Below are 12,728 nucleotides of genomic sequence, written 5' to 3' on the forward strand. Positions count from 1 at the left end.
TTAAATACAGTGAGTTATGTGCTCTTGTAGGTCGGATAAGACGTGTCAGCGTCGCATCCGACATTTCGGCCTTACAGCGTCTGACTGATGTACTGCAACATATCGTCCGCAGCCGACACCATTTTGGCGTTCATCTCGTACGCCCGTTGCACCGTAATCATCGCCACCATCTCGTTGACGATATCCACGTTCGAGCCTTCGAGCGCGTTGTCCTGCAAGGTGCCAAGCCCATCTTCGCCCGGTACGCCTTCGGTCGGCTGACCGCTGGCAGCGGTTTCCAGATACAGGTTGTCGCCCTCGGCAGAAAGCCCGGCCGGGTTGGCGAAGTTCACCAGCGTCAGTTGCCCTAACTCAGTCACGTCGCTGTCGCCGGGTAAGATCGCCGTCACCGTGCCATCCTCACCAAACGCGACGTTGGTCGCCCCCGCCGGAACGTCGATTTCCGGCTGCAACGGCAAGCCCTGCGAGTTGGTCAGTACGCCGTCAGCGTTCACCTGCAAGTTGCCGTCGCGGGTATAAGCGATATCGCCGTTAGCCTTTTGCACCTGCAAAAATCCCTGTCCCATGATGGCGACATTCATGGCGTTGTCGGTGGTCTCAACGTTGCCTTCGGTGAAGGTTTTCTGGGTACCGACAATGCGTACGCCGCTCCCGAATTGCAGCCCGGTCGGCATGATGTTGTTCTGGTCGAGCATCGCGCCCGGCGCTTCCTGGGTCTGGTAGAACAGATCCTGAAACATCACCCGATCGCGCTTGAAGCCGGTGGTGTTAACGTTGGCGATGTTGTTGGCAATCGCGCTCATTTCAGCATCCTGCGCCGAGAGGCCGGTTTTGCTGATCCATAGTGCTGCGTTCATGGTGGTAAATTCCGTGTTATTTTTGGGCCGCAGTTGCCGGATGCGGCGTGAACGCCTTATCCGGCCTACGATGTGCGGTTACGAGCCGCGCAATAAGCGGTTGCCCGCGTCGCTGATATCTTCGGCGGTTTTCATCATCTTGATCTGCGCTTCAAACTGGCGATTCATGGCGATGGACGACATCATTTCGCTCACCGCCGAGACGTTGCTGCCTTCGAGAAAACCGCCGCTGACTTTGATGTTTTCATCGCGCTGGGCCGGAACGCCGTCGGCAGTTATCAGCATCCCTTCAGGATTTTTCGCCAGGTTAGCGACGGGAATATCCACCAGCTTCAGGCGGTCGATATCCATCGTCGCGGTCACGTCGCCATCATCGGGCGTCACCGACAGCGTGCCGTCGCTGCCAAACGAAGCAATAGCGTTCGGCGGCAGAATGATCGGCCCGTTATCCCCCAGCACCAGATTGCCGTCGATGGTCAGTTGCCCCTGGTCATCCTGCTGAATGTTGCCGTTGCGGGTATAGACTTCGTTGCCGTTTTTATCCTGCACCGCAATGTAACCCGCGCCCTGAATCGCCACGTCCAGCGGGCGTTCGGTTTTCTCCGCAACACCGGTGCTATCGTTCACGCCGCTGGCCCCTTCCTGCGCCATATAGCGCGTGTCGAAGCCACCGCCTTTCACCTTGTCGTTGGTCGCCATCGCCATATCGGCACGAAAACCATTGGTGTTGACGTTCGCCAGGTTGTTGGCGCTGATCTGCTGCTCGTACAGGGTCTGAGAAGCACCGCTCAGGGCGGTATAAATCAAACGGTCCATTACATTGCCTGGAACAGCGCGTCATCGAGCTGCGTGCTGGTGGCGATCACTTTGGTGTTGGCCTGATAGTTACGCTGGGCGGTCATCAGGTTAACCAGTTCGCTGGTAATATCGACGTTAGAGCTCTCAAGCGCTCCCGACGTGAGCGTGCCGCAGGTTCCGGAACCGGGAACACCAATCAGTGGCGTGCCGGATTCCCCGGTTTGTACCCACGCGGTACCGCTTACGGCTTGCAGGCCGTCGTCGTTAGGGAACGTCGCCAGCACCACCTGGCCCTGCAACATGCGCTCGCCGTTGCTGTAGGTGGCGTAAACTTTGCCATCGTCATCGACCTGCACACCGTTCTGAGTCGCGGAGGCGTAGCCGTCGGCGGCGTTGGTGGTGACAGAAAATTCAGAACCGTATTGCGTACAGGTGGAGTAATCGACGGTCAAATCGATGGGCGCGGCGGCGTCGGTCTGAAACTCAATGGTCTGCGGCGTGGTTGGCGAAGTCAGCTTCCCGGTGTTCGGGTCGAAGGTTAACGTCGTCGCCGGAACGCCGGTCTGCTGCTGACCGTCGAAGGTGTACTGCACTTCCCAGGTGTTGTCGCTGGTTTTGGTGAAGTACTGGCATACCGAGTGTTCGTTACCTAATGAGTCGTACACCGTGGTGGTGTAGCTGTCGGTATACGAGCTGCTGTTGGTCGCGTCGAACGGTACGGTAGTGCGGTCGATAGCGTCGTCGCTGGCATCGAAGTTGGCGGTAAAGGTCAGGCTGCTGCTGGCCTGCGCCGGAATATTGCCAGTTTTGATCTGGATATCGGTGACTGTACCGGTTTGCAGAGTGCCCGTGTCATCGACCGGATAGCCCTGCAAATAAGCGCCTGAGGCGTTGACGATATAGCCGTTTTTGTCGGTTTCAAACGATCCGGCGCGGGTATAAGAAATGTTGCCCGCGCTGTCGCAGGTAACAAAAAAACCGTCGTCATTAATCGCCAGATCCAGCGCGTTGCCGGTGGATACCAGCGAACCGCCGCGCGAAATACTTTGTGCGGTGCCTGCCACGCTGACGCCCATCGCCTGACTTCCGGCATACATGGCGGAAAACTGGGTGGTCATCGACTTATAGCCTACCGTTCCGGCGTTGGCGATGTTGTTACTGATCCCGTCCAGCTGTTCGTTAACGGCATTCAGCCCCGTTGCGGCAATTTCATAACTCATTGTTTCTTCCTGTTAATTGTTCTTACGCCGCATCACTGTCGGCATCGGGTACGCCAAACTGGCTAATCATGGTGAACGGCACTTCACCTACACCGGCAACGTTAAGTACCGGGGAGCTGCCGTCGAGCGGGATGCGCACATCTTCCACTTCGCCGGAGACTTCAATCGGCACCTCTTCTTCCCCGGTGTTGGTGACCACCGAGACGTCGTAATCGCCCGGCGGGATACCGTAATCCGCCGGATTCACCGAGAAATCCACCTGGCCTGGCCCGACGGACGAACTCCCTTCCGGGATCAGCGACACCGTATAGTCATCGCCTGCGGCATCGGTAAAGTGGAGATCGGCGGTGGTACAGGCGTCGTCAAGCGTGGCGCGACCGTTAATGGTCTGGTCACTCACCTGCAAGGCGGTGGTCTGCACCATAATGTCGTCGCCCACCAGGTTGCCGAGCGCCATCACCTGAATGTTGCTCATCAACACCGCGTTGGTATTCGCCTGCACGCTCATCTCTTCCATCATCGCCACCTGCGCCATTGACGAAAGCTGGTCGATATATTCGGTGGCGTCGGTCGGGTCGGTCGGGTCCTGGTTTTGGATCTCAGCGACAAACAGCGTCAGGAAAGTATCAACGGGCGAGCTATCGCTGCTGCTTGTCGTGTCGCTGGCCGCCACGTTGTTGCTTTCCGCCGTGGCGGTCGGCTGCGGCGATTGCGCATTCAGCGCCAGGGTATTCATCAGGCTTCTCCCAGTTTCAGCAGGCTTTGCTGCATACTTTTCACGTTGTTGAGCACATCGACATTGGTTTCAAAATCGCGCGAGGCCGACATCATGTCCGCCATCTGTTCCACCACGTTGACGTCGGGATACCAGACATCCCCGTTAGCATCCGCCAGCGGCGAATGCGGTTCATAGCGTTTCACCGCCCCGCCGGTTTGCAGCACGTCCTGCACCTGCACGCTGGCACCATCAATGGCATGACGATGTGTACCCACCAGCAAGCTGTGGTGATACACCGCCGCAAACACCGGGCTGCGCGCTTTATACGCCTGCGCCTCGCTGCTGGCAGGTGCATTAGCATTCGCCAGGTTACTGGCGACGGTATTCAGACGTAGCGTTTGCGCCGTCATCGCCGAGCCGGAAATCTGATAGATATCAGTAAATGACATGCTTATTTCCCTTCAATGGCCTCTCTGATGCCGCTGATTTGCAGATTCAGAAAGGTCAGACTGCTTTGATAATCCATACTATTTTGTGAAAACCGTGCCTGTTCGCTGTTCAGTTCCACGGTGTTGCCATCTTCTGACGGCTGCATCGGCACGCGGTACTGGACATCCACCGCCGCGTTATTTGCCCGTTGCATCTCCCTGGCAAAATCAATATCTTTAGCCTTGAAATTTGGCGTATCGACATTCGCCAGATTCGCAGTCAGTAGCTCGGTCCTCTCAAGACGTAACTTCACTGCCTGCGGATGTACTCCCAATGCTTGTTGAAAACTGATCCCCATTTCTTGCGTCACTCCCGCTTCAATCCGCATACGCTAAGCAATCGCTGTGCCAATTTTTAAGTGACTGATGAGAAAGGGTTTATGAGTTTTCAATTTTGCAGGCGGAAGTTGTATTTCCTCCTGGCGCTGGCCTTACCGGGCTACGCCGCCGTCCATCCCGTGCAACATAGCGCGCGGGAACAAGTCAACGCCCAGGTGCTGAATGCCGCGAGCCAGCAGATTGAATCGCTGGCGCAACAACGGCAGTGGCATGACTATCGCTACACCTTTAAGGTCTACATTCCCTCGCAGATTGCGACCGCCGCGCCCTGTACAACGTCACCCGGCGTCACGCTGACGTCGCCTGCGGAAATCGCCCTCAACCGGATGAACTTCACCGTCAGTTGCCCGCAAAGCTGGCAGATGAACGTCGCGGTACGCCCGGATGTTCTGGTGCCGGTGGTGATGGCAAAGTCACTGGTTGCCCGCGATACGCCGCTCACGGCGAATGATGTGGAGCTGAAGCCCTACAACGTCAGCGCCCAGCGCCGCAATGTGTTGATGGAACTCGATGACGCGATTGGTTTCAGCAGTAAACACGCGTTGCAGCCGGGCAGGCCAATCACCAAAGAAGAACTGGTGTCTCCGGTGCTGGTCGGGCGCGATCAGCCGGTGATGATTGTTTACCAGAGCGCGGGGATCACCGCCTCAATGCCCGGCGTGGCGCTGAAAAATGGTCGCAAAGGCGAGATGGTGAAAGTGCGTAACGCCAGCAGCCAGCGGGTCATCAGCGCGATGGTGGCAGAAAGCGGCGTGGTGACGACGGTAAGCGCGGAGTAATTTGCGCAGGCGATTAAAGTTTTGCCGCCTGTTAACCGCTTTACCGGAGTAACCCACCTAAATACCGAGACGAGGTTGCGATGAAAATCACCCCGACTATGCCAGGCAATCGCCCGACAGCCACAACGGCAGGCTCCAGCCAGTCGCGCAAAAGCACGGCGACCACCGCCACGACGCTAAGCGCCGACGACATTACCCAGGCGGGATTGCAGTCTGCCCAGCAAACGCTGAACGACCAGCAAGAGAGCGATATCGACAGCGACAAAGTGGCGCAAATGCAAGCGATGCTGGCGTCCGGCAGCCTGCAAGTGGACACCGAACAGTTAGCCAGCGACATGCTGAGTTTTTTCCAGAACTAAGAGGCCGATGAAGTGAGTATCCGGTTACAACAGGTGAAGGCGTTGTTGCAGGGCATTCGTGACGACGACGCACTGTACGATTCCCTGCGCGAACTTCTCCAGCGTCAGCGGATCTGCATGATTCGCCGCGCCAGCGAAGATCTGCTGGCGGTAAACGACGAGATAACGCAGCACTATGAACAGTTGCATGGGCATAGCCATCAGCGGCACAGCCTGCTGAAAATGCTTAATGTCAGTGTAAATCGTGACGGTCTGGCGCAGGTTTTTGCCTGGCTTCCGGCTGTGCAAAAAGCAGCAGCACAACAGTTGTGGCAACGCCTTGAGCAAAAAGCGGAACGCTGCAAAGCCTACAACGACAAAAACGGCGAGCTGTTGATTCGCCAGTATGAATTTATTCAGTCTTTTTTAGGCGGCGAAACAGATTTTCTGTACCAGGAATAACGACAATTCCTTCCCCCATCGCGGAAACGGATTTTCCGCCTGATTCTCAATCCCTTGTTTTTGATTACAAAAATTCCCGGCACGCTTATTGCACATTCCGCAAAGTAATAAAGACTGGAAGCCACCTATGAGTTTTATTGAATGTTACGAACCGGAATACGTGCGCAATTTTATGACGCAATATCCCGATTCGCCTTTGTACGTCCGCAAGGTCTGGAAGAATGAGATTCACCAGAGCCTGGCATTGACCGATATTGAAAGTTGCAAAGCGGTGCTCAACGATGCCAGGGCCTTTGATTTACAGCTCACCTACCGCCCTGTGGAAGACAATGCCGCCGAGCTATCCGCGCGCGATGCGATAGTAAACCAGGCCATTTTGAGCACCCTTACGCTCCCCGATTTAACCCCGGAGCTTTCCCTGTATGCCGTCGGGATTTTGCTCTCCCGCGCCAGTAAAATGCCGGGCAGAGACGGAGATATTCTTGCCCGCTTGACGACGCTGCCACAGGCGCTGGGGGGTCATGCACAAAAAGGCACGCTACAGGCACAGTTCGCCCAACTCCCACCCGTGCCACAACTGGCGCGCCAACTGGTGACGCTGCTCGGGAGTTTTGCGTTTGACTGGTCGATTTTGCCGGAAAGCCCGCGCAAAGCCTCGCTACCGTTGCAGGTGACTTTGCTGACGTTGCATGACGCCAACAGCGAAGCTTTGTTGCAACAGCAGCTTAAGGTGCAGTGGCAAACCACCTGGCAACAGCATTTTGCCGCCGCGCCGTGGATGATGCGCAACTGGCTGATTTACCGCGTTTATCACGACGTGATTGGGCAGGCAGACGGAGCAGATTATTGCCCGCTGGTGTGTGATTTTTATCTCATCCGCACGTTAATCAGTTTATGGACGCTGGATGGTTCACCGCTGCGGAAGGAGGATATTTTCGCCCTTTTTGCGGTGTTTGAACGCTGGCGAGAGAGTGAAAATGCTGCGGCGATTCGCCAGCAGCTCCAGTCGTTATGTGCGGCAGAGCCGCTGCTGTCAGCATTTTCGCTGCTGACGTGAGTCGCTCTGTGCGCGCTTTTCCCCTCCCCCTAACCCTCTCCCCAAAGGGGCGAGGGAACCGATCGAGCACGGTGTTAAAATCGGCGCTGGTTTTCTCCCTCTCCCTGTGGGAGAGGGTCGGGGTGAGGGCATCAGCACGCACATTCATCACATTCACCCATTAACTCACCCAAACACCATGCCAACACCAACCATTATCAAAACACTCGCCACCCAGCGCGAAAAACCGTTCGTCAGCGTCGTCACGCCAACCTGGAACCGCAGCGCATTCCTGCCGTACCTGCTTTATATGTACCGCTATCAGGACTACCCGGCAGACCGCCGCGAACTCATCATCCTCGACGATTCCCCGCAAAGCCATCAACACATCATCGACCGCCTGACCAATGGCACACCGGAAGCCTTCAACATCCGCTACATCCATCACCCGGAAAAACTGCCGCTGGGCAAAAAACGCAATATGCTCAACGAACTGGCGCGCGGCGAATACATCCTCTGCATGGACGATGACGACTACTACCCGGCAGATAAAATCTCTTACACCATCGCTATGATGCAAAAAAACCGGGCGCTCATCTCCGGTTCCGACCAGATCCCCATCTGGTACAGCCACATCAATCGCATCTTTCAAAGCCGCAGCTTCGGCCCGCATAACATCCTCAACGGCACCTTTTGCTATCACCGTAACTACCTGAAAAAGCACCGCTACGATGACGATTGCAATTTAGGCGAAGAGAAAAGTTTCACCGACAATTTCAGCGCTAACCCGCTACAACTGCCCGGCGAGCGCACGATTTTGTGTATCTCGCACAGCCACAACACCTTTGATAAAGACTTTATTCTCGGGGCCAGCACGCCAGTAAACGCGACGCTTACGGATATCGTCCGCGATCCGCTGCTCCGCAATGCTTATCTGAGTCTGCATAACGCCACTCATCATCAGGCGATCCAGTATCAGGCGATCGATCAGATCGTTCTGCTGAATCTGGATAAACGCCCGGATCGCTTACAGCAGATCCGTGAAGAACTGGCATTGCTACACATTCCGCCCGAGAAGATCACCCGCCTTGCCGCCAGTGAAAATGAAAACGGTCAACGGGGCCGCCAGCAATCACACTTGCAGGCACTGCGTCTGGCGCAACAGCACGGCTGGCAAAACTACCTGCTGCTGGAAGATGACGCGGTTATTCTCAAACAGGAGAAACATATTCAGGTGCTGAACGCGCTGCTGGCGAGCCTGGCGAAAATTCCCTGGCAGGTGATGATCCTCGGCGGCGAAATTTCGCAGGGAACGATGCTAAAAAGTTTGCCTGGGCTGGTGCACGCGCGGGACTGCCGCAAAGTGTGCGCTTATCTGGTGAACCGCCGCTACTACCCGCAGCTGGCGCAGCAGATGAACAACGATGAGCATTCGCTGGAAGACGGCTGGCAGCCGCTGCTGCGCACCGACAAATGGCTGGCCTGTTACCCGAGCCTTTGTTATCAGCGACCGGGCTTTAGTGATATCGAGAAAAAAGCGACTGATAACATTAACCACTACTTCAATAAGTTACCCGTAGCCACCAAGCCATCTACATTACCTATCGCCGATACCATCGGCTTTTTTATGGAAACCTCATTCCACTACGCGCTCTACCGCCCAATCATCACCGCCCTGCAGGCGCAGGGGCAGAGCTGCACACTGGTGATCAATGACCGCGTGTTTAAACCGTTTCTGGATGAGATGCTGGAAACACTGAAAAACATCGACGATCCGCAGATTAAAGGTATGCGTCTGTCAGAAATGCAGGCACACGGTCAGCGAGTAAAATGCCTGGTCAGCCCCTATCACACGCCTGCGCTCAGTGGCCTTTCCCCCCTGAACATTCGCGCCATGTACGGCTTAGCCAAAGAAACGTGGAACCACGCCGACTGGAACCGTTTTTATCAACGCATTTTGTGTTACAGCCACTACAGCCAGCGGGCGCTGGAACATTTCGGCAATGCAAAAGTGGTCGGCAACCCGCGCTTCGACGCCTGGCATAACGGCACGTTTGACCGCGCCCTGCCGGAAAATATCCAACCCGATTCCCGTAAACCTACGGTGCTCTACGCCCCCACGTTTGGCGCATTAAGCTCCCTGCCCCACTGGGCAGAAAAATTGGGGCGCTTGAGCGGTAATGTAAACCTGATTTGCAAACTGCACCATGGCACCAGCTCGCGCCCGGAAGAAGCCGCATCGCTGAACCTGGCACGCAGACATTTAAAACAGCGCACCGACTCCGCCCGCCACACGCTGGCGCTGCTGGCAAAGGCCGATTACGTGCTGACCGATAACAGCGGCTTTATTTTCGATGCTATCCATGTCGATAAGCGGGTGATCCTGCTCGACTTTCCGGGCATGAGTGAATTGCTCGACGGCGAGAAAAGCTACTCCACGCCCGAAAGCGCCGACCAGCGAATCCGCGAAATATTGCCGGTGGCTCATGATGTTGCGGAACTGCGTTATTTGTTGTCAGAGGCGTTTGACTGGGGTGCGGTGCAGGCGCGGCTTACGAAGATTCGTCATCACTATTGCGATGCGTTTATGGATGGCAAGGCGGGAGAACGGGCGGCGATGGTGATTGTGGAGGCGTTGGCGGGCAAGGAATCGTCAGGGATATGTCGATAAAATGCGATTTTTAAACATGTCGTTGGAATACGTTTATGCCATCGACATGTTTTGGGGATATGTCGAAAAAACGCGATTTTTTAAACATATTTAACATAGCCAAACGGCATCATCTTCTCTCACTGCGGGAATTAAATCAGTAGGTGGCTGATTTACCCCTAATCACCTCAATAATCCCCGTCGTCGACACCGACGGCGTGCGGGGGAAATACACTACCTCACAAATATACGCGAAGCTGTCAAACTTTCCTGCCCAGTCATCGCCCATCACTAAAATATCCGCACGGTACCCCCGCAGATACTCCGCTTTCTGCTCCAGCGACTCTTCCAGAAATACGCCATCCACGCACGCCAGCCCGGCGATGATCGCCATGCGGTCATCCTGAGGGTAAACCGGTGCCCTGCCCTTTTTGGCGATGTTCAGGGCATCGGACGATACGCCGACCAGCAACCGTTCGCCCAGCGTGCGGGCGCGTTGTAAAAGGCGCAGATGACCGACATGAAACACATCGAAGGTGCCGAAGGTGATGACCGTTTTCATGGCTACTCCGCTAACTTATGCCGCAGCCAGCACTGGACGGCGATGTCATCCACCGCTTTTTGCGCTTTCGCCGTGGCACTTTCTTGCTGCTCGCGGCGTTTGTCGTCCAGCGTCAGGGCCACCACTTTCTCTTCGCACGCCGCCGCCGTCAGGTTTTTCTGCATTCGCGTGGCTTTGATGTTAGCCAGCGTTTTTTCCTGCTCCTGCCAGGCGATCACCTTGCGCAAGGTGCCTTTGTAGTCGCTGACGTTTTTCAGCGATTCCACCGACGCTGCCGCGCCCGCAGATGTTTTCTCCACCAGGTAGCCTAATGCTTTGATATTGTTGTCATAACCCGCACAAATCTGTTTTTGCTTTGCCAGCTCGACGGTTTTGTCTTTGACCGATTTATCCCGCAGGCGCTGCAACTGCGCCAGGGTGTCGATGATTTGTCGCATGGTTACTGTTCTGCCTTTTTGACGCCAGGAAAGAGAATTTGCAGGCGGCTTTGCACCAGTTCCAGGGAGGCGGGTTCGCGCATCTCCTGGCGCAAAAACCGCTCGATAGCCGGGAACATTTTCACCGCTTTATCGACGCTGGCGTCGGCACCTGCCACGTAGCCCCCGAGCGGGATCAGCGGTTTGATCTCCATATAGGCGGCGTAGTTTTGCTTTAACGCGCGGGCGGATTGTTGATGTTCCGGGCGGGTGACCTGGTTCATGCAACGGCTGATCGACTGGCCGATATCAATAGCCGGATAGTGCCCCGCTTCCGCCAGTTTGCGGGTTAATACGATATGCCCGTCCAGCACCGCACGGGCGCAGTCGACAATCGGATCTTGCTGATCGTCGCCTTCCGCCAACACGGTGTAGATGGCGGTCATCGATCCCGCGCTTTCGCTGTTGCCTGCGCTCTCGACCAGTTTTGGGATCATGCCGAATGCCGACGGCGGATAGCCTTTGGTGGCGGGCGGTTCGCCGAGCGAGAGAGCTATTTCCCGCTGGGCCATCGCGTAACGGGTCAGGGAATCCACCAGCAGTAAAACGTGATGCCCGCGGTCGCGAAACCAGGCAGCGATGGAGTGGCACAGTTCGGTGGCTTTCAGGCGCATCAGCGGCGATTCATCGGCGGGCGCGACGACGACGATAGACTTTGCCAGCCCGTCCGCGCCCAGAGAGTGGTCGATAAACTCTTTTACTTCGCGCCCGCGTTCGCCAATCAACCCGACCACCACAATGTCGGCTTTGGTCTGGCGGGTGATCATCCCCAGCAGCACGCTTTTCCCGACGCCGCTGCCCGCCATCAGCCCGACACGCTGGCCTTTGCCGATGGTCAGCAGGCCGTTGATCGCTTTCACGCCCACGTCCAGCGGTTCGTCCACCGAACGGCGGGTTAAGGGATTAACCGACGGCGGCAGCGGCGGCAGAAGGTCGTTGCCGTTCAGGCGGCCTTTGCCATCCAGCGGTTCGCCGAGGCCGTTAACCACGCGGCCTAACCAGCTTTCGCCAATCAGGATGTCGTGGGCTTTTTCTTCCGGGAAGACGCGCGCCCCCGCCATCAGGCCGACCGGCTGTTTAAACGGCATTAAGTAAGTGATATCGCGATTAAAGCCTACGGCCTGCGCGTCGATAAGCGTGTGGTTGGCGCTTTCGATGCGACACAGCTGCCCGGTCATTAGCGGGCAGCCGACGCTCTCCAGCAGGATGCCATTAAGGCGCACCAGCCGCCCGGCGACGCGGGCCAGCGGGATCGACTCCAGCGAGCGCAGGGCGTTATCGAAAGCGGAAAAATCACTCACCCTGTGACTCCGGCGTTAGCGTCTCTTGTAGCGCGGTCATGCATTGTTCCAGGCGGTGCTCGCAGCCGATATCCAGTTCGGATTTATCGGTGATCACCCGGCATTCACCCGGCGGCAGATCCGGCGAAGGCGTCAGCCCCCATTCGCTGACCTTTTCCGGCACCGCGTCGCGCAAGCGGTTAAATTCTTCCGTACTTAGCATCACTTGGAGGGTCTCCGGCATTGCCGGGAAGGCCGCCAGTGCCTCTTCCACCAGCGCCAGCAACTGCGTCGGTTGCAGCGCCAGTTCGCAGCGGATCACCTGGCGGGTGACTTTTTCCACCAGTTGCAGCAAATCTTCCCGCTGTTTGCGTTCGATATGGGCGAGAAAGTCGTTCACTTTTCCGCTGATGGCTTCCAGCGGCTGTGCCGCGTCAACAAACTGTTTGCGCCCTTCCTGCTGCCCGGCGAGGCTGCCTTCGGTGTAGCCCTGGCGTCGCCCCTCGGCAAAACCTTGTTGATGACCTTCGCTAAAGCCCTGCTCCTGGCCTTCGGTCATTCCCTGAGCAAACCCTTTTTGCAGCCCTTCCTGAAAACCGTCCATCAACTGGCGCTGGTAATCGGCGGCGCTAATGCTGGCGGTGAGCGGTTCTCCGGTCACCGCACGCTGGCGCGGCGGAAAACGGTGCAGGCGATAGCGCCCGCGCAGTGTTTCAATGGTCATG

At 56.6% G+C, this 12,728-nt stretch carries 15 protein-coding genes; 5 read left to right on the forward strand and 10 right to left on the reverse strand.

What is annotated here, in order from left to right; all coding sequences use genetic code 11:
- Window positions 1-71: 71 nt before the first annotated feature.
- From flgG to ACJHX7_RS21160, 6 genes are all read right to left on the reverse strand, one after another.
- Window positions 72-857: a flagellar basal-body rod protein FlgG gene (gene flgG / locus ACJHX7_RS21135; RefSeq protein ID WP_000990540.1), complete on the reverse strand. Its 786-nt coding sequence runs from the start codon at window positions 855-857 to the stop codon at window positions 72-74.
- A 78-nt stretch (window positions 858-935) separates the two neighbouring features.
- Window positions 936-1,673 carry a flagellar basal body rod protein FlgF gene (locus ACJHX7_RS21140; RefSeq protein WP_000375450.1) on the reverse strand — a complete coding sequence of 246 codons (738 nt, stop codon included), beginning with the start codon at window positions 1,671-1,673 and terminating at the stop codon, window positions 936-938.
- Window positions 1,673-2,875: a flagellar hook protein FlgE gene (gene flgE, locus ACJHX7_RS21145; RefSeq protein WP_000119529.1), complete on the reverse strand. Its 1,203-nt coding sequence runs from the start codon at window positions 2,873-2,875 to the stop codon at window positions 1,673-1,675. Before flgE ends, ACJHX7_RS21140 begins: the two co-directional genes overlap by 1 nt.
- Window positions 2,876-2,897: 22 nt before the next feature.
- A complete protein-coding gene (locus tag ACJHX7_RS21150; protein ID WP_094029774.1) occupies window positions 2,898-3,611 on the reverse strand; it encodes a flagellar hook capping FlgD N-terminal domain-containing protein in 714 nt (237 codons plus the stop codon).
- Window positions 3,611-4,042: a flagellar basal body rod protein FlgC gene (flgC, locus tag ACJHX7_RS21155; RefSeq protein WP_000010953.1), complete on the reverse strand. Its 432-nt coding sequence runs from the start codon at window positions 4,040-4,042 to the stop codon at window positions 3,611-3,613. Before flgC ends, ACJHX7_RS21150 begins: the two co-directional genes overlap by 1 nt.
- A gap of 2 nt (window positions 4,043-4,044) precedes the next feature.
- Complete coding sequence (locus ACJHX7_RS21160) at window positions 4,045-4,380, reverse strand: flagellar basal body protein (protein ID WP_000512950.1); 336 nt, start codon at window positions 4,378-4,380, stop codon at window positions 4,045-4,047.
- An 81-nt stretch (window positions 4,381-4,461) separates the two neighbouring features.
- Between ACJHX7_RS21160 and flgA the strand changes: the two genes are divergently transcribed.
- From flgA to ACJHX7_RS21185, 5 genes are all read left to right on the forward strand, one after another.
- A complete protein-coding gene (gene flgA / locus ACJHX7_RS21165; protein WP_094029775.1) occupies window positions 4,462-5,199 on the forward strand; it encodes a flagellar basal body P-ring formation chaperone FlgA in 738 nt (245 codons plus the stop codon).
- Between the two features lie 80 nt (window positions 5,200-5,279).
- A complete protein-coding gene (gene flgM / locus ACJHX7_RS21170) occupies window positions 5,280-5,558 on the forward strand; it encodes a flagellar biosynthesis anti-sigma factor FlgM (protein ID WP_000705404.1) in 279 nt (92 codons plus the stop codon).
- 12 nt (window positions 5,559-5,570) lie between these two features.
- Complete coding sequence (gene flgN, locus ACJHX7_RS21175) at window positions 5,571-5,999, forward strand: flagellar protein FlgN (RefSeq protein WP_000027802.1); 429 nt, start codon at window positions 5,571-5,573, stop codon at window positions 5,997-5,999.
- A gap of 127 nt (window positions 6,000-6,126) precedes the next feature.
- A complete protein-coding gene (locus ACJHX7_RS21180; RefSeq protein ID WP_410231692.1) occupies window positions 6,127-7,056 on the forward strand; it encodes a lysine-N-methylase in 930 nt (309 codons plus the stop codon).
- A gap of 178 nt (window positions 7,057-7,234) precedes the next feature.
- Window positions 7,235-9,706, forward strand: a complete 2,472-nt coding sequence (locus tag ACJHX7_RS21185) for a glycosyltransferase (protein ID WP_122992240.1) — start codon at window positions 7,235-7,237, stop codon at window positions 9,704-9,706.
- A gap of 136 nt (window positions 9,707-9,842) precedes the next feature.
- On the opposite strand, the gene ACJHX7_RS21190 is transcribed toward ACJHX7_RS21185, so the two are convergent.
- Genes ACJHX7_RS21190 through fliH form a run of 4 tightly spaced genes read right to left on the reverse strand, consistent with a single transcriptional unit; the run spans window position 9,843 to window position 12,727 of the window.
- Complete coding sequence (locus ACJHX7_RS21190; protein WP_094029777.1) at window positions 9,843-10,247, reverse strand: adenylyltransferase/cytidyltransferase family protein; 405 nt, start codon at window positions 10,245-10,247, stop codon at window positions 9,843-9,845.
- A gap of 2 nt (window positions 10,248-10,249) precedes the next feature.
- Window positions 10,250-10,684: a flagellar export protein FliJ gene (gene fliJ / locus ACJHX7_RS21195; protein ID WP_001248916.1), complete on the reverse strand. Its 435-nt coding sequence runs from the start codon at window positions 10,682-10,684 to the stop codon at window positions 10,250-10,252.
- 2 nt (window positions 10,685-10,686) lie between these two features.
- On the reverse strand, window positions 10,687-12,024 hold the full coding sequence (fliI, locus tag ACJHX7_RS21200) for a flagellar protein export ATPase FliI (RefSeq protein WP_094029778.1): 1,338 nt from the start codon (window positions 12,022-12,024) through the stop codon (window positions 10,687-10,689).
- Window positions 12,017-12,727 (reverse strand): flagellar assembly protein FliH, encoded by a 711-nt coding sequence (gene fliH / locus ACJHX7_RS21205; RefSeq protein WP_000151515.1) that lies wholly within the window; start codon window positions 12,725-12,727, stop codon window positions 12,017-12,019. Before fliH ends, fliI begins: the two co-directional genes overlap by 8 nt.
- Window position 12,728: the final 1 nt, after the last annotated feature.

Origin of the sequence: Escherichia sp. WS1451 (assembly GCF_046487365.1) — a bacterium.
GTDB classification, from domain to species: Bacteria; Pseudomonadota; Gammaproteobacteria; order Enterobacterales; family Enterobacteriaceae; genus Escherichia; species Escherichia coli.